General features: G+C 43.7%; 21 protein-coding genes. 8 read left to right on the top strand and 13 right to left on the bottom strand.

Going from position 1 to position 21,695, the window contains the following annotated elements; genetic code table 11:
* Positions 1-40: 40 nt before the first annotated feature.
* The 3 genes from H6550_02830 to H6550_02820 are packed head-to-tail and all read left to right on the top strand — an operon-like array spanning position 41 to position 2,559.
* Entirely contained in the window at positions 41-1,165 is a 1,125-nt protein-coding gene (locus tag H6550_02830; GenBank protein MCB9045055.1) for an acyloxyacyl hydrolase, read from the top strand.
* A 43-nt stretch (positions 1,166-1,208) separates the two neighbouring features.
* Complete coding sequence (locus H6550_02825) at positions 1,209-2,081, top strand: hypothetical protein (GenBank protein ID MCB9045054.1); 873 nt, start codon at positions 1,209-1,211, stop codon at positions 2,079-2,081.
* A gap of 34 nt (positions 2,082-2,115) precedes the next feature.
* Entirely contained in the window at positions 2,116-2,559 is a 444-nt protein-coding gene (locus tag H6550_02820) for a hypothetical protein (protein MCB9045053.1), read from the top strand.
* Positions 2,560-2,565: 6 nt separating this feature from the next.
* On the opposite strand, the gene H6550_02815 is transcribed toward H6550_02820, so the two are convergent.
* Entirely contained in the window at positions 2,566-3,534 is a 969-nt protein-coding gene (locus H6550_02815) for a KpsF/GutQ family sugar-phosphate isomerase (GenBank protein MCB9045052.1), read from the bottom strand.
* 274 nt (positions 3,535-3,808) lie between these two features.
* Here H6550_02815 and H6550_02810 point away from each other — a divergent pair, with 274 nt between their 5' ends.
* Positions 3,809-5,179 carry an iron-sulfur cluster-binding protein gene (locus H6550_02810; protein ID MCB9045051.1) on the top strand — a complete coding sequence of 457 codons (1,371 nt, stop codon included), beginning with the start codon at positions 3,809-3,811 and terminating at the stop codon, positions 5,177-5,179.
* A 6-nt stretch (positions 5,180-5,185) separates the two neighbouring features.
* Here the strand turns inward: H6550_02810 and H6550_02805 are convergent, their stop codons facing one another.
* Together H6550_02805 and H6550_02800 are read right to left on the bottom strand one after the other, a co-directional pair.
* A complete protein-coding gene (locus H6550_02805; GenBank protein MCB9045050.1) occupies positions 5,186-5,908 on the bottom strand; it encodes a L,D-transpeptidase in 723 nt (240 codons plus the stop codon).
* A gap of 81 nt (positions 5,909-5,989) precedes the next feature.
* On the bottom strand, positions 5,990-6,280 hold the full coding sequence (locus H6550_02800) for a rhodanese-like domain-containing protein (protein ID MCB9045049.1): 291 nt from the start codon (positions 6,278-6,280) through the stop codon (positions 5,990-5,992).
* A 102-nt stretch (positions 6,281-6,382) separates the two neighbouring features.
* Here H6550_02800 and H6550_02795 point away from each other — a divergent pair, with 102 nt between their 5' ends.
* Positions 6,383-7,030, top strand: a complete 648-nt coding sequence (locus tag H6550_02795) for a YceI family protein (GenBank protein MCB9045048.1) — start codon at positions 6,383-6,385, stop codon at positions 7,028-7,030.
* A gap of 434 nt (positions 7,031-7,464) precedes the next feature.
* On the opposite strand, the gene H6550_02790 is transcribed toward H6550_02795, so the two are convergent.
* The 3 genes from H6550_02790 to H6550_02780 all read right to left on the bottom strand — a co-directional run bounded on the left by H6550_02790 (position 7,465) and on the right by H6550_02780 (position 9,882).
* Positions 7,465-8,025: a hypothetical protein gene (locus tag H6550_02790; protein MCB9045047.1), complete on the bottom strand. Its 561-nt coding sequence runs from the start codon at positions 8,023-8,025 to the stop codon at positions 7,465-7,467.
* 192 nt (positions 8,026-8,217) lie between these two features.
* On the bottom strand, positions 8,218-9,102 hold the full coding sequence (locus tag H6550_02785; protein ID MCB9045046.1) for a flavin reductase family protein: 885 nt from the start codon (positions 9,100-9,102) through the stop codon (positions 8,218-8,220).
* Between the two features lie 276 nt (positions 9,103-9,378).
* A complete protein-coding gene (locus H6550_02780; GenBank protein ID MCB9045045.1) occupies positions 9,379-9,882 on the bottom strand; it encodes a DUF2911 domain-containing protein in 504 nt (167 codons plus the stop codon).
* 151 nt (positions 9,883-10,033) lie between these two features.
* Here H6550_02780 and H6550_02775 point away from each other — a divergent pair, with 151 nt between their 5' ends.
* Positions 10,034-10,888, top strand: coding sequence for a leucine-rich repeat domain-containing protein (locus tag H6550_02775; protein MCB9045044.1), 855 nt, complete (start codon positions 10,034-10,036; stop codon positions 10,886-10,888).
* Positions 10,889-10,938: 50 nt separating this feature from the next.
* On the opposite strand, the gene H6550_02770 is transcribed toward H6550_02775, so the two are convergent.
* The 5 genes from H6550_02770 to radA all read right to left on the bottom strand — a co-directional run bounded on the left by H6550_02770 (position 10,939) and on the right by radA (position 16,254).
* Positions 10,939-12,255, bottom strand: a complete 1,317-nt coding sequence (locus H6550_02770) for a hypothetical protein (GenBank protein ID MCB9045043.1) — start codon at positions 12,253-12,255, stop codon at positions 10,939-10,941.
* Between the two features lie 19 nt (positions 12,256-12,274).
* Complete coding sequence (locus H6550_02765; protein ID MCB9045042.1) at positions 12,275-13,513, bottom strand: outer membrane protein transport protein; 1,239 nt, start codon at positions 13,511-13,513, stop codon at positions 12,275-12,277.
* A gap of 116 nt (positions 13,514-13,629) precedes the next feature.
* A complete protein-coding gene (locus H6550_02760; protein MCB9045041.1) occupies positions 13,630-14,322 on the bottom strand; it encodes a ComF family protein in 693 nt (230 codons plus the stop codon).
* Position 14,323: 1 nt separating this feature from the next.
* Positions 14,324-14,875, bottom strand: a complete 552-nt coding sequence (locus H6550_02755) for a hypothetical protein (GenBank protein ID MCB9045040.1) — start codon at positions 14,873-14,875, stop codon at positions 14,324-14,326.
* Between the two features lie 5 nt (positions 14,876-14,880).
* Complete coding sequence (gene radA / locus H6550_02750) at positions 14,881-16,254, bottom strand: DNA repair protein RadA (GenBank protein MCB9045039.1); 1,374 nt, start codon at positions 16,252-16,254, stop codon at positions 14,881-14,883.
* Positions 16,255-16,688: 434 nt separating this feature from the next.
* Here radA and purL point away from each other — a divergent pair, with 434 nt between their 5' ends.
* The gene (gene purL / locus H6550_02745; GenBank protein ID MCB9045038.1) at positions 16,689-18,896 is read left to right on the top strand and encodes a phosphoribosylformylglycinamidine synthase subunit PurL; all 2,208 of its coding nucleotides are present in this window, start codon (positions 16,689-16,691) and stop codon (positions 18,894-18,896) included.
* A 66-nt stretch (positions 18,897-18,962) separates the two neighbouring features.
* The gene (locus H6550_02740) at positions 18,963-19,304 is read left to right on the top strand and encodes a YrdB family protein (protein MCB9045037.1); all 342 of its coding nucleotides are present in this window, start codon (positions 18,963-18,965) and stop codon (positions 19,302-19,304) included.
* A 13-nt stretch (positions 19,305-19,317) separates the two neighbouring features.
* Here the strand turns inward: H6550_02740 and H6550_02735 are convergent, their stop codons facing one another.
* Both H6550_02735 and H6550_02730 read right to left on the bottom strand, forming a co-directional pair.
* Complete coding sequence (locus H6550_02735) at positions 19,318-19,674, bottom strand: hypothetical protein (protein ID MCB9045036.1); 357 nt, start codon at positions 19,672-19,674, stop codon at positions 19,318-19,320.
* 179 nt (positions 19,675-19,853) lie between these two features.
* A complete protein-coding gene (locus tag H6550_02730; protein MCB9045035.1) occupies positions 19,854-21,671 on the bottom strand; it encodes a cbb3-type cytochrome c oxidase subunit I in 1,818 nt (605 codons plus the stop codon).
* Positions 21,672-21,695: the final 24 nt, after the last annotated feature.

Raw genomic sequence — 21,695 nt, 5'->3', positions numbered from 1 at the left:
ACACATAAGCCATTATCTAACATAAATTTCAAATGCCATAATGTCCGGGAAAACCACCCTCCTTACCGTTTACCTGCTATTGTTATCGCTTGCCCAACTGTATGCACAAAACAGCTGGGACGGGATAGGCCTGGAAACAAATGTAATGCGGGGAAAGATATTCAGGCATACTAAAAAATTTCCTGTGCAGTTGCCCAAATCAGTGAACGGGTTTGAGCTGAACGCGCTATTCCAGACATACGGCACTAAAGACTGGCAGCAGCGGCGCGGGTTCCCGCTGGTGGGGTTCGGGATGATGTACACAGATTATGGCATTGACTCTATTTATGGCAAGTGCATCAGCATATACCCCAACCTGGAGATACCGATAGTAAAGTATAAAAAGTTTCAGTGGACGTTCAAGGTCTCATTTGGTTTGGGCTATGTAACCAAAGACTACCAGCGCTACCCTACGTTCGATACTATCAATACGGCCATAGGCAGCCATTTCAATAATTTTTCGCTCTTCGCTACCGACCTGCGGTATCGCGTGAACCAACATCTTGACGTACAGGTTGGGGGCAATTTTACGCACACCTCCAATGCAGCATTCCGCACACCCAACCTGGGCATTAACTCGTACGGGACGCATATAGGCATACGTTACTTCCCTACTACCTCTCAACCTGAAAAGCAGGTAAAAGAACTGACACCACTCAAGAACCGGTGGTTGATGCAAGCCAGGCTGGGGCTGGCAGCACGTGAGAATTTTTCCGCAGACGGACCTATGTACCCGATATACATTGTATCAGCCTTTGTGAGCAAACGCTACCGGAGCAAGAATAAGGTGTTCGCAGGACTGGATTACTCATATCATACCAATATGTACGCTTTTCTGCGTAATAACGAGATACTACCCGGCAAAGAAAAGGCCAACTCGTGGAAGAGCGCCGTGATAGTGGGTAATGAGTTCCTGCTGGGGCGTGTAGGTATTATGATGCAATTAGGGTTTTATATAAAGAACTATGCCATACCGGAGGATTTCTTTTACCAGAAACTGGGTGGCAACCTGTATTTAATACAACGCGAAGAAGGTTTTTTGAAAGAATTATCTGCCTCAATACTGCTGAAAGCACACAAAGCCGATGCAGAACTGGTGGAAGTAGGGCTGGGCGTGGGATTGTAAAAAATGACAAATGGGAATACATGTGATTCCTTAAATTTAAGGTATGCGCCTGCTTGTATACATATGCCTTACTCTATTGCTGCCAGTTGCGGCTCTGTGCCAGCCGGGATACATGAAAAAGGGCAAGGTATATAAAGGCAACGTACCCTTCTGCTCTTACAAAGAAAGCGGCTACCGTATCAGCACCCTGATGATGGGCAACCCCGGAGAGGTAAGCAACCCCAATGCGTATCCTGAGGCCGTGGGCGACCCTTTTAAAGATTATTCTTTTGGTACAGAATACCAGTCGTTCGTAACAGCGAAGGCTAAGATCTTTGCCTCTGCTCATGAATTGTACATCGTTTATTTCTACAATATCCGTATCCGTTTCGAGACGATGGACCTGGAACTGAATGTGCGGTACAACCCTATGCTCATCAGGACACTGGCACAGGATATGGTGAAATACGATGTGATCAACGGCAACTTTGTGAATGAAAAGAACATGCACAAACTGATAGACAAATGGAACGAGAAGAATGGCCTGCTGAATACCACACACCTGCAACAAGGCATAGTGAACAATTATAACAGCGGCACACCTACACCTGCGGAAAAACCACAATCGATAAACATACGTATAGCGGGCGATAAGATATACCGAAATGATACGCTGATGGGTTATTACCGCATGGATATGCACCTGCCACTGGGCAACCTGCACGGCAGCAGCAAAAACAACTACCTGTACAGGATAGAGGATACAACAGGAAAATTTATAGCATGGGTAAAGGTGCCTATGGCACGCAGCGTTTTCTTCATTTCTATTCCTGAAAACGATGAATCACTATGCGTAGTAACTACCGACCGTGACGAACGCAAGATCATCGCCTCTGCCGCCAAAGTGCTGACGGTGCATCTTGCCGGCAAACCATAGGTACAGGACATCCGTTAATTCTCTATTTTTGTATATGCTGATATTCTACCAGGCCATCATGGCCCTTGCAGGCTTTTTCGGGTTAACACGGGTATTAAGGCTTCCGCAACCGTTTCTGAAATACATTTTAGCATTACAATGTATCGCCATCATCCTGTCTTTTACCAGTGTTGACAGCATCCTTCTTTTTTACCTGCCGGTATTACTCATCATTATTTATGCAGCCATTGCCAAAGACATGACTACCATCAAAAGGAGTATCATCGTGCTTATTGCTTTGCCGGTACTCGCCCATGGTGTATTTACCATGAACCACTGGCCGCATGTGTACGAGTTGAAGTTCCTGCAGTTGCTTCCCCTTGCTCTTTACGCAGGTGTAGTGCTACCCAAACGCAATGATTATTACCTGGAACTTCCTTCATTGACCATCATAGCCGCAGATGCACTGATACAGGTAATATCGCTGATGGTGAGGTAATACTGACTAAATCAGCCCTTCCCTCACCAGGTCGTGCAGGTGCACGAAGCCTGAGTATTTGCCATCGTTGGTCACTACTATCTGCGAAATATTATGTTTGCGTATCAACTCTAAAGCCGCCACTGCCAGCTCTGACTCCTCAATGGTTTTGGGAGATGTGGTGAGTATATCTTTAGCCGTAAGCGATGCCGTATTATCATGTTTTTCCAGCATACGGCGTATGTCACCATCGGTAACTATACCCATCAGGTTGCCCTCATTGTCCAGTACCGCAGTAGCCCCCAGCCTTTTGCTGGATATTTCGTAGATAACCTCTTTGAGTGTCGCATCCATATGTACTTTTGGAGCTTCGTGCTGATGGCTCATATCTCCTACACGCAGATACAATCTTTTACCAAGAGCACCACCCGGGTGGAAACGTGCGAAGTCTTCTGCAGAAAAGCCTTTGAGGCTTAGCAGGCATACAGCCAGCGCATCACCCATCACCATTTGTGCCGTAGTGCTGGTAGTGGGTGCCAGGTTGTTGGGACAAGCCTCTTTTTCTACTGTTGTATTGATAAAATGGTCGGCATTGATAGCCAGGTAGGATGTTTCATTGCCGCAGATAGCCACCACGGGATTGCCAAAATTCTTAATGAACGGTATCAAAACCTTTATCTCGGGACTGGAGCCACTTTTAGAAATAATGATAACCACATCATCGGGCTGTATCATACCCAGGTCACCATGAATAGCGTCAGCCGCATGCATGAACAAGGCAGGCGTGCCCGTTGAATTGCAGGTGGCTACTATCTTCTGCGCTATAACAGCACTCTTGCCTATACCGGTTATTACCACACGGCCTTTTGCATTATGTATCAGTTTTACCACATCGGCAAAAGCCTTGTTGATATAACTCTTCAGTCCCGCCACCGATTGGACCTGCAGCTCTATTGTCTCTAAAGCCTGTTTGATGATATCTGCTTCTGAAAACATATTGGGTGCAAAGTTAACGTCATTCCTGTCAAAGTCTATATAACGGCGGTGTTTTAGCTGTTCGTATAAGTAAAATTTTGTTTTGGCATAGTAGTTGATACCTGTATTGCGATATGCTGTCGCACTCAGGCCGCTATCCCTTAATCATTTAAGTCAACCAGCCCCTCAATATCAGAAAGCGCTGCCCGGCAACAGGTGGTGCTTTTTTATGCTTGATATAAGGATATATACACTCTGTTCGTACAATAACCATAAGTTGTTATTTTTGCAGTCGATGAGTGATAATCTGGCCACATTTTTAGCAAAAAGCAAGGTAAAAGCTGCAGATCTTGAACATAAGCGCAAGCTGAGTTTCAACATTGACAAGTATGCCGCTACTGTAGTAAAGGGCAAACAGCAATATGCTGATCTGGACCTTGCCCGTAAAAGAGCCAAGAATATCAAGTGGAAGGCCATAGAGAACCTGGACAAGAACCTGGAACTTTTTGAGACCAACTTCACAGCAAGGGGTGGTAAAGTAATATGGGCAGAAGATGCCAATGAAGCGCTGGAGGCTGTTTTGCAGATATGCAAGAGCAAAAATGCCAAGCAGGTGGTGAAGTCAAAATCAATGGTGACAGAAGAGATACACCTGAATGATTTCCTGGCCAAACATAATATTGAATCTGTAGAGACCGACCTGGGCGAATATATACAACAACTGGACGGTGAGGCACCTTATCACATCGTGACACCGGCTATGCATAAGAGCAAAGAGGATGTGGCGAAACTGTTTCATGAAAAACTTGGCACAGCACCGAACCTGACTCCCAGCGAATTGACACAAATAGCGCGTGTAAAACTTCGTGCTAAATATACCAGCTCACAGGTAGGCCTTACAGGCGGCAACTTCCTGATAGCTGATACAGGGTCCGTATGCGTGAGTGAGAATGAAGGTAACGCACGCCTGTCTACCGCCTTCCCCAAAACACAGATCGCAATTGTAGGTATTGAGAAAATACTGCCTTCTATCAACGACTTGTCATTGTTCTGGCCGCTACTTGCTACTTATGGCACCGGGCAGAATGTGACCGTATATAATACCATCTTCAGCGGACCTCGCGCCAAGGACGAGACCGATGGACCGGATGAAATGTATGTGATACTGCTGGACAATGGCCGTACCAACCTGCTGCGTGAGGAGGTGCGTGAGAGTATGTACTGCATCCGTTGCGGCTCCTGCCTGAATGTATGCCCTGTGTATAAGAACATAGGTGGGCATGCCTATGGCACTACATATAGCGGCCCGATAGGCTCGGTGATCACACCACACCTGAAGGGCATGAGTGAGTTCAAACACCTGAGCAACGCCTCCAGCCTCTGCGGCAACTGTACAGAAGCGTGCCCTGTAAAGATCAATATTCATGAAATGCTGCTGGAGAACAGGCATATAGCCATTGAAGAGAAACTGGGCAACTTTGCCGAAAGCAGCGGATGGAAGATGTGGAAACTGGCTATGCTCAACCGCCGCTTAGTAAATATGGCCAGTGGCAATATGAAAAGTAAAGTGGTGAATACCCTTTTTAAAGAAAATTGGGTATCTGATCGCGCTCCATTAAATTTCCCTGCAAAATCTTTCAACGATCTCTGGAAAGAAAGGAAGTAGCATCCCTTATTTCTTGATGAAAACACGGGTACCCATGCCTGCAATTTTGTAAAGCTCGTCCATATCCGCATTTTTCAGGGCGACACAACCGTCCGTCCAACCTACACCCAGTTCTATCATGTCATCGCCACGATCCCATATTCCGTGTATACCTACATTTCCACCAATACGTGCGTTTTTGGGTATCACACCACGCTCTTTCAATCTTTGAAAGTTCTCGCGGTGCTTTTCATCCGGGTAGCTCAACTCCATAAATTTATTGTACTTGGAGTTGGGGTTAAGCCTGGTAATGGTAAACCAGCCTTCAGGAGTATTCCTGTCGCCCTCCATTTGTTTATTTAGCTGAGGGTTAGGACCGAATACTGCACGATAACGACGTATAAGCTTGTGTTTGTAGAACACCATCAATGTATAATGTGTTTTATCTACAAATATGATGAGTGAATCCCTGTTGAGCGTGTCGGGACGTATGGCCATGCCGGAAGACACCTTCTGAGGTTTGGGCATTATTACCGTCTCCGTAATGATAATTGAGCCACGTTTGTACTGTAATTCGCGTACAATATTACCCTTACCATCTTCAAATTCCCGTACCACTTTAACATCCTTCGGCCTTTCTGCCGGTTTTGCATCCTGTGCAAAACCTGAAAAGAAAGCGAACATGATAAGAACCATTAATAAAAAGGCCCTGGCAATAACTACTTTAAAATGTCTGTAACCTTTGTTCATTTATGCCTCAACTCTGTTTCTGCAACCTGCTAAGCTAATAAATTTCAGGTGTAATGTAAAGGGTTGGCAGCATGGAAGTTATCACTGATCGCGCCAGGCAGACATGCCTCCTTTCAGGTTGTATAGTGACATAAAACCATGTTGACCAAGCCTTTGGATGGCTATTACACTACGTACACCTTTCTCGCAATAAACAACAACCGGTCTATTTGGATCTATTTCAGTTTTTCTTTGTATTAATTCTCCCAACGGAATGTTTTTACCCCCGATATTGAATGCTGTATGTTCCCATTCTTCGCGTACATCTACCAGCGCAAAAACCCTCTGCTGCTGCATCCACACCTTTAGTTCACTTGCTGAAATATTTTTCATTATACCGATATAGAAATTCCTTAGTGCAATGTAACACTATCATAACATTTATGTACATACATTTGTTGAAACAATTAATGTATGTACACTAATAAATTATTTTTGACAATTTTATCAGGCACCATTTTACTTGCCTCATGCCAGGACGCACCCAAAGCTGATAACGCGGAAGCCTCTGAAGCACAAGAAACAGAACAGGTAACAGGTACAGATTATGTAGCTGATGTGAACCAGAGTAAGGTAGAGTGGGTTGGTACCAAGCCGGTTGGTCAACACCATGGTACATTCAGCCTGCAAAACGGGACACTTATTGTCTCTGACAATATGCTGCAAGGTGGCAACTTTACCATTGACATCAAAAGCCTGGCACCCGATGATCAGAACGATGAGTATAACGCAAAATTGCAGGGTCACCTGCTGAGCCCGGACTTCTTCGATGCAGAAAATCATCCTACCGGCACATTTGAGATCACCAATGTAACTGAGGGTACAGGTGACACAAATGCCCTTGTAATGAAAGATGCCACACATATGATCACAGGTAACCTGACCTTAAAGGGTATCACCAAAAGCATAACTTTCCCAGCCAAAGTTGACATGAACAATGGCAACGTAACAGCCGATGCCAATTTTAATATTGACCGTACACAGTGGGAGATGGTGTATGGAAATGATCAGAGCCTGGGTGACAAGTTCATTCGCCCTGAAGTGAACCTCCAGGTGCACCTGGTTGCTAATCAACAGATGTAATTAGTATTATCATAAAATGATAAACGCCCGTATGTTTCTACCTACGGGCGTTTTTATATTGTCAAAAAAATAGAGGCCCTGAAAAGGACCTCTGTATATAAGGGATAAGAGAGAGACTCTTACTCAGAACATTTACCGGCAAACACGGCTTGCCGACAATATTCTGTATGTTTCTTTTTCCTCTATAAATAACGGATGCAATAAATGGCTGATGATGTATTCTTTCCCCTGTATGTATGTCAAGCTAAAATTGTATCCCCTTGTAACCATGCAAATATGGTCAGGGAGTGTCAATGCTTCAAATGTTAACATGTTCATTAACGACCGCTTTACAAGCCATTAACAAGTAATTAACAAACAAGAATGAACTGTATATACGCAATAAGCCCCTGCAGAAGCAGGGGCTTTTTTAATTATTACGAGAGAGACAAAACTTATTCCTGAGTAGCAGTGTACACTACGTCTACTGCGTAAGTACCTGCAGGGTAAGCGAAACCTGGAGTAGCTTTATACTTTACACTGAAAGTCTGGTTGCCACCACGGTCAGCTGCTGTGATCAGGTCCTGGTTAGAAGCTGTCAGGGTAGAGTAAGCAGTTGAAGAGAACGGGCTGGCTATAGAACCACCTGTACCATTAGCTGTTACTTTTACTGCCAGAACACCACTTACAGGCATAGTTGGAGCCGGGGTAGTGTTACCTGTATATGAGAAGTTTGTAGCGTTAGCTTTAACAGCTACTGAGAAATTCTTGTTAGAACGTACTTTCAGTTCCTGTGCATCACTCTCAACACCATTAGCGTAGTCGTTAACTGTTGTGAAAGGGATAGTCACGTCAGCACCTGTAGCAGAGCTGTTACCTGTAAAAGTGATCTCGATTGCGTTGCTCAGTACCAGGTTGGTAGTTTGAGAAGCGGAAGAGGTTTGGTTAGCCTGGTTTTGAGCGTTAGCTTCGAAACCGATTGAAGCGAAAACTGCGATTGCGATGATCTTTTTCATAATTGTCTGTTTTTGTTAGTTTGGTTGTTTGTTTAAAAAATGTTTGTTGTTTGTGTTTGTCGTTATTGACGATACAAAGATGCGACGCCGGTACACATATGGGAAATATTTACGCCCGGTTAACGGTGCATTTGCAACCAGTTAACCGGGCGTTAACAAAATTTACAACACAGAAATCTGTATATCAATAAGTTACGAAATATCGAATAATAATACCTGCCAAGCTTTATCAATTTCGCCTGCTGCTATTAACAAACGGGCATAGCTATGCATAGCAGCTTCTGTAGCTGCTTTATCGCCTTTATTGTCTGCCAACAAGCGGTTTAGTTCTATATCAGTAAAGTTGGGATCTTTGGCAGGAACAGAAGTGCAATTGCCTAATATACCCAGATCGTTACCCGTGAGTATGTGGCTCTTCCTTATAGATTGAGGCAACATATCTACGCCTACACCTAATTCAAGATTGGGTTTTGTCACTTCAAATACCGCATTGCCCGAGGCACGGCAATAATAATTAGCGCCCATCCTGGCTACCAGGTCTATTTTATTCGGGTCAATGATACCGTTTGCATCTAATACATTATCGTCCAGGTGCATACATACTACCTCGCACACAATAAGGTTGCCGGCACCGCCTTCCTTGCCTGTCTCTATAATCTCTTTCACTTTGCACTCCAGTTGTGCGGGAGATTCTTTTACCCTGAAAGGCTTTACAAAATCGGACGCAATGGGTGTGAGGCCCGATTTGACAAACTCATCAACACCTTCCGGGTATTCGCAGCTCGCAAGGTTCATCTGCTGCACGATATTGTAATTGACTATATTGATAACAACCTCTCCTGTTCGCCTGGCATTTTCCAGGGTATGCTTGGTAGTATTATCCCTAACCCTGCGTGCCGGAGAGAATACCACGATAGGTGGTTTGCTGCCAAAAACATTGAAAAAGCTGAAAGGCGAAAGATTAGGCCTTCCATCTTCATCCACAGTACTGGCAAAACATATAGGGCGGGGAGCCACTGCACCTAATAAATAACCATGCAACTGGCCTGTCTTAATATCTCCTGGTATGATCTTCATAATCTTTAAAATAGAACGTTAATATAGACAAAATTAGCGGGTGAGAACCGGAGCATGGATAGATATAGCTGAAGACCGGGTATAAAATAACAATAGCACGCTGGAAAGCGTGCCACTGTTTTGCCGTTTACCTATGTTTACTCCTATGCTCTTGGAATAAAGCTCCTTTAAGAAGCTGATACAAATATATATCGCCATATATCCATAGAAAATTGAAATAAGACGAAACGGGAAGATTAACCGACGAAACAGGAATAACATATTATGCTCTAATATCTATTTTAATATTTCGACCGGAACAGCTACACCTGTTCTGTCCCATTCAATAGATAAACTGTCCTTTTTTACAGTAATAGTCAGCTTTTCCAGCATATCCTTCAACTCATAAACAGGTGTTGTAACCCGTAGTACATTCTTACGTTTATACTTATCATACTCATAAGCCCCCCACTGTCCCAGTTGTTTATTCAGGATGATCTGCCATTGTCTTTCTGAAGGGATAGTAAACAGTGTGTAGGTACCTGCTTTTATTTTTTTACCGGCAAAAACAGCATCTTTCTTAAATGTTATCTCTGTAGCCTCATTGGCACCTGTACGCCATACCGAATCGTAAGGTACCAGGCCACCGAATATCACACGACCTCTTTTAGAAGGCTGGCCATATGTCACAGAGACATCGCCATAAGTTGATGATGCTTTTGGACTTAGTAATTTCTTTTGCTCCTGTGCTGGTGCCGTAAACATAAACAGGCAACACAATACCGTAAATAATTTACCCATAGTTAAAATTGTACCGCAAAGATACATAAGACACAACTGATGCATCTGATGTATAGATACAGAAAGGGAGAAAATCACATGACAGATAATATTACAGCTATTCGTAACTTTAAGTGAACCGTTATCAGATGACCTACATAAAGAGCATATCATGAGCAAACATATCATCCTGTATTTTGTCATATTATTGGCAGCATACCAGGTACGGGCAGGTAATTATGGCGACTACAGAAGTTGGGAAGCCGCTTTAAAAAACAGGCATGAGGTACGCAAGATCAAGATCACCTTCCAGCAAATGGATAGCATTCCTGACGTGCTGGATCAATTCCCGAATCTTGAAGAACTAAATCTAAGCAATAACAACATCAGCAAGTTACCACCGTCATTGTTCAGATGTAAAAAACTAAAAACTCTGCTCCTGGTAAGGAACCATATAGCAAATATTCCTGAGGATCTTTGTAATATGACACAACTTGAAGAGCTATCGTTGGCCTATAATGGCATCATACAGGTACCTGACTGCATCGGCAACCTGCACAAACTAAATGAACTTAGCTTTTCAGGTAATGAACTGGACACGCTACCTGAAAGCATCGGTAAATTAAAGAACCTGACAGTACTGAGGCTGAACTGGAACCGGTTCAGGCATCTGCCGGCAGGCATTACACAACTCAGGAAACTGGAATTACTGGATGTTGGCAACAATTACCTGCAAGATCTTCCTGAGAACATTGGTGACCTTGACGAGTTGCATTTCTTTTATATTAACCGCAACCTGCTGATCACCATACCTGAATCTGTATCGAAAATGCAAAAGCTGCAAGAACTGGATGCTGTACGTTGTGGAGTTATCAGGCTAACAAACGCATTTTCTGATATCTGGTCGCTGGAAAATGTATATATAGATGACAGGACCCTGTTATTTTACCAAAACCCGAGATTTATCCGCCGCCAACAAATAACTGTTGTAGGCAAAGAAGGTAATGTATACAGACCTACCCAATAATAAAAAGCCCCTGCATAGCAGGGGCTATAAAATATATCGTTGAAATATAATTATGGTAAACGTACCTGTGAAAAACGATTCACATCAATAGGTGGTAATGATGAACCGTAATACTCATTGATAGTCCCTATCACACTGTTTGCCAGCAAAGCGTTACCCCTGCCAGTGAAATGTATACCATCTAAAGAATATATACCACCTGAAACGAATTTCACACTGTAATCAGCAGCGTTGAACTGTATGCCGTTATCAGTAACGCCACGCATGAAGAACCTTACATCAGAAGCTGCGACTTTATAGCTTGCTGCCAGTTTAATTATAGAGGAGTTATAACCTTCTATAGCATTGTTGATAGCCAAAACCTCATCCGATGTTATTACATAACGTGCAGGCATTGGCACTTTAGAACCCCAACCTTTACATTTAATAGAATCGATGGGTACATCCATTCTTACTTTTTCGCCTGCAACCAATTGCCTGAATCCGGTTGGTTGTTTCGGGTCTTCGATAACGAAATAGTTCATACCTACATCAAAGTGCACCTGTGTGCTGTTATAAGCCAGGTTGAGCGCATTAGCATCTTTTGCATTCAGCTCAAGACCATTAGCCGGAATAACATTGAAGAATGGCATATCCAATACATCGGGGATGGTCATAACCACACCTTTGGCACCGTTACGGGTCAGTGTATTCAATACGCTGTCGTATGCAGTTCTGAAGTTGCTTTGCTCTGTAAGCTTGTTACGGAATTTAGACGGACCGGCAGTGTCGCCACCCATAGTAGCATAGTCCAGTACATCATTCATACCCAGCCATAATGTAAAGAAAGTATGCTCAGGTAATAATAATTCGTCTACAGCCCTGGCAGTAGGAGCTTTCTTGAACATGCGTGCCGCAAACGGATTAGCCATTGCATAACCGGGAATCAGGTAGTCTGTAACTTTACTACCTGGTATACCCATATTACCGAACGGGCCTTCGCTACTATATATATTGCTGGCAGTTCCTGTAGTATCCAATGCCCCTGTAAAAGGCCTGGGTGCTAATCTTGGCGTACTGTCGCATGGCCCTTGTACATAATCCAGTATCAGTTTGCCAATTGGCCAGCCGTGATTACCCGGTACCAATGGTTGTTTGAAATTTCCGCCGCCTACGGCATTGAAAGCTTCGCCCAGCATTGCGGGGTAACTGTTCATCTGTCCGTCCAGGTAATAACTACCATCCATGATACCCGCAGTGTGCGAGCTACCTGCTGCCAGGTATGCACTGAAATCGGCATCGCCTCTTTCAGGTGCTTTTGGCTCTATGTTGGGTTTACACGCAGCCATTCCGCATACCGCCAAACCTAATATATATAACTTCTTCATTGCAGTTGAATTAATTGTTTTAGTTGAAATCGTAAGTAATAGCCAATCCCGGGTTGATCACTTTGGTATGGTATTTACCCTTGAAACCATTCTCTGTACTTAAGCCTGTACGTACTTCAGAAAATACATATTCTACAACACCTATAGCAGATAACCTTTCAGATATTTTGAAAGACAAACCACCTGTTGCTAACCAGCGCTTGGCATCAGGCAGGTCCGGCCCCAGGAAACCTTCCCTTACAGGAGACGGGTCATATGCTGTTCCCAACATACCTGCCCAGCGATCGTTCCTGAAAGTATAGTGAACACCCGCACGAAGTGTAACCGTGTTCCTGTAACGACGGGCTGAATGTATATCATCCAACTTGTCCGTATTATTTTCGAAATCAAAACTCAGTGTATCGTAAGCAGCCCAACCTGTATAATTCGCATCTACCTGCAACTTCAGGTTCTCGTTGATCTGCCAGCCCATACCGATAGACAATACCTGCGGCATTGGCAGACTTGATTCAAATGCTGTGTTGATAAATGATGAAGACACCGAGGAAGGTATATTGGAGAACCTGGCATAACCGCGTTTCACTTTCATATTCACTTGCGAGCGGTAGTTGATACCAAATTGTACATTCTCATTCGCTTTGATATGTATACCCAGGTTGTAACCTACACCATGTCCTTTGCCGGTAAGCTCAGCATTAGCTTCCTGTCCGTTAGCATTGGTAAGAGGCAGTGCTTTTGTGTAATCAAAATTGCCTATTGCATATACAAAACCGGCACCTACTGATATCTCATCAGTAAGTTGATAGCTCACAGTAGGCTGAAAGAAAACTGTCTGCAAACTAATACTCTGCACCATATACCTACCCGTCCAGTTGTCATCCCAGCTGATACCCGTACCAAATGGAGTATATACACCAAGGCCGATACTAACGGGACTTTTATATGCTAATGGCCCACCTATATACACATTGAACGGCGTGTATGTTTTCGCAGCAGCGTCTTGTATGTCTGTGCCCGTAGGCGCTGATACATAACGTGTACGCGGCATAAGCGCATTCATACTACCATATACCTGCACGTTGCGGATGGATGTAAGGCCTGCCGGGTTGTAAAAAATAGTAGATGCATCCCACGGTACTGCTACACCTGTACCACCCATAGCCAGTTGCCTCATGCCTTGCAGGTTGAGCTGGTAGCCCGCACCGAATACCATTGATGAGAACAGCAACGAACCGATGAGCAAAAAATGTTTTTTCATAAAGTTTCTTTTGTATTGATCTAAATAGGACAGCCTATATAAAAATTGCCTTTAAATTAGTTCTAATACTGCTAAAATGCAATAAGTTAGGTAGAATTGAAAATAATAATTCTTTGTCACCCGGCAATACCAATAGTGGCAATGCTCACCTTAACCCCTGAAACTGCTAATAAACACTGTGCACAAGCCTCTAAAGTAGCTCCCGTGGTCAATACATCATCAATTAACAATATGTGTTTATCCCGCAGCTGTTCCACCTTCAACACCTCGAAAGCGCCTTGCATGTTCTCCATACGCTCCTCTCTCGTTTTCTGGGTCTGTGTCTCTGTAAAACGGGTACGCTTTATTATTTTTTTTAATACCGGTCGGCTTAACACATTACTTATGGCCTCAGCTATGAGCAAAGCCTGGTTAAAGCCGCGTATAGCCTCCTTTTCAGGGTGCAATGGCACGGGAACAATAGCATCAATACCCTCTTGCCAGTTGGTTTGCAACAGGTCGTAGCCCAGTTGTGTACCCAGGTAGGTGCCTATTTCTTTTTTACCATCATATTTCAGCCCATGCAAAAGGTGTTGCAGCAGTCCATTTGGGGTAAAATATGCCAGTGATGTAGCTTTTTCTATCCGCACCCTGCCGGCAAATCGCATGAAGGTTTCATTCTCGTGAATATGGTGGTATGCCGTGCGTGGCAGGTTATATATACTGCAATTCAGACACAGCACCTGTTCCTCTGCCAGCAAGGGTTTGCTACACCCCTCGCACAGGCGCGGGTAGACAAGGTGACTCAGACCTTCTATCAGACTGTTCATGCTAACATTTAAATTCTTTTATACAATTGCCATTTTTATCCAAATGATACTCAAAGCCTTGCCAATCAGTGACTTTAATGATATCGTTCTCTATGACAAAACCATTTTCCACCGGTTGATAAGTAACAAATATATCTCTTGCTGAAAACTGCCAAATTATTTCACCCTTTAAACTTATATGCGTAATTGCCAGTTCTCCATGTACTATATAACCATTACTAAATCTTTGAATTGAAAAACAACAAGCCTCATCAGCCAAAACCCTCCATTCTAAATCCAGGTTTGGTATACTCAAACAGCAGATATCACCTCCAACACATATAACGATAGACTTATCTTCAGTTATCATTCTGTCTTTATGAGGCTCTAATATTGCTCCGGCAGCATTAATAACTGCTTTTGATATCATATTCCCTTCACTCGCATTACAGGTGATAACGAGGACATTATATATGTCTCCATTAGTGTACTGCTTAACATTATAATGTTCTCCGTATTCAGAGAATTGTTCCAAGCTGATATCAATAATATATGTTGATCGTTCTAAGTGCATAATTATTAAAACAACATCCTGTACACATCCTCTACTTTATTCACGGTCTTCACTTCTATCTTATAATTCTTCATGTCCAGCCCTTTGGCATTGGCTTTGGGTATCAGTATCACATCCATACCCAGCTTATCAGCCTCTGCTATGCGTTGGTCTATCCTGTTTACCGCGCGTATCTCGCCCGACAGGCCCACCTCTCCCACCAAACATATATTAGAAGGCAGGGCTTTATCTTCGTAAGAAGATAGTAATGCACATACCACTGCCAGTTCTATAGACGGATCTTCTACTTTGATACCACCCGCTATATTCACAAATACATCCTTGGCACCAAAATGGAAACCGCCACGTTTTTCCAATACGGCCAGCAACAATTGCAGCCTGCGCAGGTCCATACCGCTTACAGTACGTTGCGGCGTGCCATATACAGCCTGTGTTACCAATGCCTGAACTTCTATCATCAGCGGGCGCAAGCCCTCCATTGTAGACGCTATGGCTATACCACTGAGGGGTTCGTCGTGTTGAGACAATAATATTTCAGACGGATTGGATACAGGACGCATGCCTGTTGTCACCATTTCGTATATACCCATTTCAGATGTTGAACCGAAACGGTTTTTTATAGTACGCAGAATACGGTAGGCATAATGTCGATCACCTTCAAACTGTAATACCGTATCAACCATATGCTCCAGAATCTTTGGGCCGGCAATGGAACCGTCCTTTGTAATATGGCCTATGATGCAAACAGGTACATTGCTCGACTTGGCGAAACGTTGCAGCTCAGCCGCGCACTCACGCACCTGCGACACACTACCTGCTGCCGACTCTACATAAGGTGATTCCAATGTCTGTATCGAATCAACAATTATTAATTGCGGACGTACATTTTTTACTTCTTTGAAAATAGTTGCCGTATCAGTTGCCGTGAGTAAGTAGAGGTTTTCATTCTTTACACCCAATCTTTCCGCGCGCAGTTTTACCTGCTCAGCACTCTCCTCTCCCGATACATATAATATAGAAATATTATTCCACTGCAGTGCACATTGCAGGAATAAAGTAGACTTACCGATGCCCGGTTCACCTGCTATGAGAATTACCGACCCGGGCACTACACCACCACCCAATACACGGTTCAGTTCAACATCAGGGGCTATGATACGGGCCTCATTCTGGGGCGTGATATCGTCCAGTTTACGGGCTTTGCGCAGCTCCTTAGCCGCGTCATCCCAATCGGTCACCTTGGTTTTCGATTTGTCTTCCCGCTGGATAACCTCTTCCACAAAACTATTCCAGGCCCCGCAGGACGGGCATTTGCCGGCCCATTTGGGGGCCTCGTATCCGCATTGCTGACAGAAAAAAGCTGATTTGGTCTTTGCCATGCGCTAAAGTTAATACAAAAGAAAAGAGCCACCGGAAGAATCCCGCGGCTCTTACTTACTAACCCATTAAATTCACAACTTGACACAAATGTAATAAACTCAGCCCTATCAAAAAAATGGAAATTTTACGCTATGTGCAACATTTTTTGATATTAAAATAATTTATTATGATTGATTTTTAAGCTATGATTTGACTATCAAGACTTTGCATTTGTATTAAAAAATAATACATTTAATTGATACGAGCATTCGTTACATTGTATTAACATAGATTTTTTTATTTAATCAATATTATTTTTAATACATTAATGCTTTTAAATTTTATCTAATAGGTATCCGGTGATGAGTTTAACTTGAATGAGTTTTCCCAATTGGCTACGAAAGATGTACTTTTGCATCTCTATTTTATACCACATTTTAAACTAACTGCCGATATGCTGGCAACATTAGAACAAGCCAAACAACTTGGCCTTTTAGAACAAGAGTTTGAACAGATAAAAGAAATCCTGGGACGCACGCCCAACTTCAACGAGTTAGCCATGTACTCGGTAATGTGGAGTGAGCATTGCAGCTACAAAAATTCTATTACGTTATTAAAGACATTACCACGTGATGGTGACAAACTGCTGGTGAAAGCCGGTGAAGAGAATGCCGGCCTGGTAGATATAGGTGACGGGCTTGGATGCGTATTCAAAATAGAAAGTCATAATCACCCCAGCGCAATTGAACCTTTCCAGGGCGCTGCAACAGGTGTGGGTGGAATACACCGCGATATATTTACTATGGGGGCACGCCCTATCGCAGCGCTTAACTCACTGCGTTTCGGCAGGCTGGATAATCCTAAGACAAAGTGGCTTCTGAAAGGAGTAGTAAAAGGTATCGGCCACTATGGCAACTGCTTTGGCGTACCGACCGTTGGTGGTGAGATATACTTTGAAAGTTGTTACCAGACCAACCCTTTGGTGAATGCCATGAGCGTGGGCGTTGTAAAAGCTGGACAAACTGTTTCCGCCACTTCGCACGGAGAAGGCAACTCAGTATTTATTGTTGGTGCTGCAACTGGTAAAGACGGGATAGGTGGTGCTTCATTCGCGTCAGCAGATATAACAGAAGATAGTGCTAATGACCTGCCATCCGTACAGGTAGGCGATCCGTTTGAAGAGAAAAAATTATTAGAAGCCTGCCTTGAAGTGATTCCTACCGGCGCACTGATAGGTATGCAGGACATGGGTGCTGCAGGTATCACCTGCTCTTGCAGCGAGATGAGCGCCAAAGGTGAACATGGCATGATCATTCACCTGGACAAAGTACCAACCCGTCAGGACAATATGCTGCCATGGGAAATGCTCTTGAGTGAAAGCCAGGAGCGTATGTTGATAGTTGTAAAAAAAGGACGTGAGGCTGAAGTACAGAAGATATTCGACAAGTGGGATATCCACTGCGAGCAGATAGGAGAAGTAACTACAGACGGTCGTTTGAAATATTACATGAATGATGAGCTGGTAGCTGATGTACCTGCCGAAAGCCTGGTGCTGGGCGGTGGTGCTCCTGTTTATACCAGAGAGTCAAAAACACCCGAATACTTAAAGAAGATAAGTGCGTTTGTACAGGATGAAGTGCCTGTACCGGCCGATCTGAAAGCTACTGCAAAACAGTTGATACAGCTACCTACTATAGCCTCCAAGCGTTGGGTATACGATCAGTATGACAGTATGGTAGGCACTGGAAATACACAAACCAATGAGCCAAGTGATGCCCCCGTTGTTCGTGTGCATGGCAGCACAAAAGGCATAGCCTGCACAACAGACTGTAACAGCCGTTATGTGTTTGCCGACCCGTACAAAGGAGCTATGATTGCTGTAAGTGAAGCAGCACGTAATATAGTATGTAGTGGTGGTGAACCAGTAGCAGTAACTAATTGCCTGAACTTTGGGAATCCTTACAATCCTGAAGTATACTACCAATTCGAAAATGCAATTAAAGGCATGGGCGATGCTTGCCGTAAGTTAAGCACGCCTGTTACGGGCGGCAACGTAAGCTTCTACAACCAAAGCAGCGATGACGGACCGGTTTATCCTACACCAACCATTGGTATGGTAGGCGTTCTGGATCACCTGGAGCAGAAAATGACCATGTATTTCAAAAATGATGGCGATCTGATATATGTAATTGGTGAAAACAGGGGTGATATTAACTGTTCAGAGTACCTGCACAAACTATGTAACGTAGAGTACAGCCCGGCCCCATACTTCGATATGGAAGAGGAACACCAACTACAACAACGAGTGCTGAAAGTAGCCCGCAATAAAATGGTTCACTCTGCACATGACATATCAGAAGGTGGGTTGTTCACCACATTGATTGAAAGCTGCTTTAAGAACAACATGGGTTTTGAAGTGACCAGCGATGCCAACATCCGTAAAGATGCCTGGTTGTTTGGCGAAGGACAGTGCCGAGTGGTAGTGAGTGTGAGTCACGAAGAAAGACATGCGTTTGAAGCGGCTATGGAAGGTCACTACCATGTTCCAATAGGACGTGTAAAAGCAGATGGCAATATTGCTATTGACGGCGAGAACTGGGGTAGCATCAACGATTGGAAAGATGCATATGATACCGCAATTGAGAAACTGGTCAACAACTAATATGATTTTTACAACAGCCCCGTACATTCGGGGCTGTTGTATTTTCAATATATAATCCGGTTTATTATGTTGGGTATTATTAAAACACTGAACCTTGTATTAGCATTCACGCTTGAGATTTGTATGCTGGCAATAGTGGCATACTGGGGGTTTCATCTTAAACATAGCCTGCTGATAAGAATACTTGCAGGCATCGGAGTACCGGCAATTTTTATTGGCATATGGGGCATATTCCTATCACCTAAGGCAATAATCACTCTCGAACTGCCTGTAAAGATATCGGGCAAACTACTGCTATTTGGTATAGCTACAACATTGCTCTACAGTTCTGGCAAAACTACATTGGCTATCATCTTTGCTGTTGCAACCGCTATTAACCTGCTGCTGCTTATTACCTGGAAGCAATAGCAAAATCTCACAATTAGAGAGGTTTCTGTTCATGGCCTGAAACTGTCTTCTGTATATCCTCAACCTCTTTAATAAACTTACTGATATCTTCATTTGCATCAGCCCCATAACTATCTATCAGCATGCCCATTATCCCGTCATGAGATGTAATCAAATATAGAATAGCATTATCTTCAGGTGACGACTGGCCTTCAAAACGATAAAAGTTATCTATAACAACCTCATTCGGCAGGTAGCTTATTTTTGTAGTAGGAGCATACAAACCTTTTGTGGTCATCTTGAAGTTCTCCGTATACCCGCGTTTAATCGCTGTATTGGTAACAGTTACCATTGTTGTCATATCGCCTATATGTTCTCCGTTGTTTACCATAGTATCTGTTTTTTTATTGTTGGTATATACTTTTAGCTATTTGTCAACCGCTAACATTAAAACTATATACAACTGAAATTGTTTTCAGGTATTTGTTAATAACTGCGGATTTAACATTATTGCCAGCAAAAAAGGCTGCCAGAAGGCAGCCTTGTATATAATAATGGTAAACGTCCGAATTAGTGTGACTCTTCGCCTTCTTTCAGCGGAACAGTCTGTGGAATGAAGTCATTCCCGTTGCCGTCATCCTTGTAATCGTATGGCCAACGATATACGGTTGGTATCTCACCTTCCCAGTTACCGTGTCCCGGGTTGATCTTAGTCGTCCACTCAAGTGTAGGAGAACCCCATGGATTTTGAACCAGGCACTTACGGCCGCGGAAGATACTTACGAAGAAGTTAACCACGAACAACAATTGTGCAAAGAATACCAGGATGGCCGCGATACTGATGAAACTGTTCAGACTGTCAAACTGACTGAACGACTCCCATGCAGAGTAATCGTAGTAACGACGTGGCATACCAGCTATACCTTCATAGTGCATCGGCCAGAATATCAGGTAAGCACCGATGAATGTCAGGAAGAAGTGAATGTAACCGAGGGTATTGTTCATAAATCGACCAAACATTTTCGGGAACCAGTGGTATACGCCGGCAAACATACCGAAGAATGCACTCACACCCATTACAATATGAAAGTGGGCAATTACAAAGTAAGTGTCGTGCAGATGGATATCAAGTGCTGAGTTACCCAGGAAGATACCCGTAAGACCACCTGAAATAAACAGGGAAACGAAACCTATAGCGAACATCATTGGTACGTTCAGCCTGATATTACCTTTCCACATAGTTGTCAGCCAGTTGAACACTTTTACAGCAGATGGGACAGCGATCAATAAAGTAAGTAATACGAATATTGAACCCAGGAACGGACTCATACCCGTTACAAACATATGGTGTGCCCATACCAGGAAGGCCAGAACTGTGATACCTATTAATGATATGATCATCGCAAAATAACCAAATATAGGTTTACGGCTGTGGCATGATAATACCTCAGAAGCCATACCCATGCCTGGAAGCATAATGATATACACCTCAGGGTGACCCAGGAACCAGAACAAGTGTTGGTACAGGATTGGAGAACCACCGATGTTAGGCAGAGCTTTGCCTGCAATGAATATTTCTGACAAGTAGAAGCTGGTACCGAAGTTACGGTCAAATATCAGCAGCACGAAACCAGAGAACAGAACCGGGAATGACAATACACCCAATACAGCCGTGAACAACAATGCCCAGATAGTTAATGGCATACGGGTCATGGTCATACCCTTGGTACGCATATTTAAGATAGTAGAGATGTAGTTAAGGCCACCCAACAGTGACGAAACCACAAACAATGACATACTTGCCAACCAAAGATCCATACCCAAGCCAGAGCCCAAAGACGCCTCTTTCAGTGCGCTCAATGGAGGATAGGTAGTCCAGCCACCTGATGCAGGACCTGTCTGTACAAACAGAGAGATGAACATCACTACACTTGCCAGAAAGAAGAACCAATAAGACAACATGTTCATAAATGGTGAAGCCATATCACGTGCACCTACCTGCAGAGGAATGAGCAGGTTGGCGAATGTACCGCTCAGACCTGCCGTCAACACAAAGAATACCAGTATTGTACCGTGCATAGTCACCAACGCATAGTAGAATTCGGGAGATAGTTTACCGCCTTTTGCCCACTCGCCAAGGAATTTCTCCATGATCGGGAAAGTCTCGTCGGGGAAACCTAACTGTAAACGGAAAAATACAGACATCAATGCACCCACTACGGCCCAGAATATACCCGTGATCAGGAATTGTTTTCCTATCACTTTATGGTCCATACTGAATATCCATTTCAAAATGAAATGCTGCTCATGGTGTTCGTGGCCATGATGCTCTCCATGCGCATGTTCTGTGTGCGCTACATTAGGTCCTTGAATGATAACGTCGCTCATTTTTTGCACTTTTTTTGTCCCGGA

It is taken from the genome of Chitinophagales bacterium (genome assembly GCA_020636495.1).
GTDB lineage: Bacteria > Bacteroidota > Bacteroidia > Chitinophagales > Chitinophagaceae > UBA5543.
This window is presented reverse-complemented; position numbering and strand designations above follow the sequence as displayed.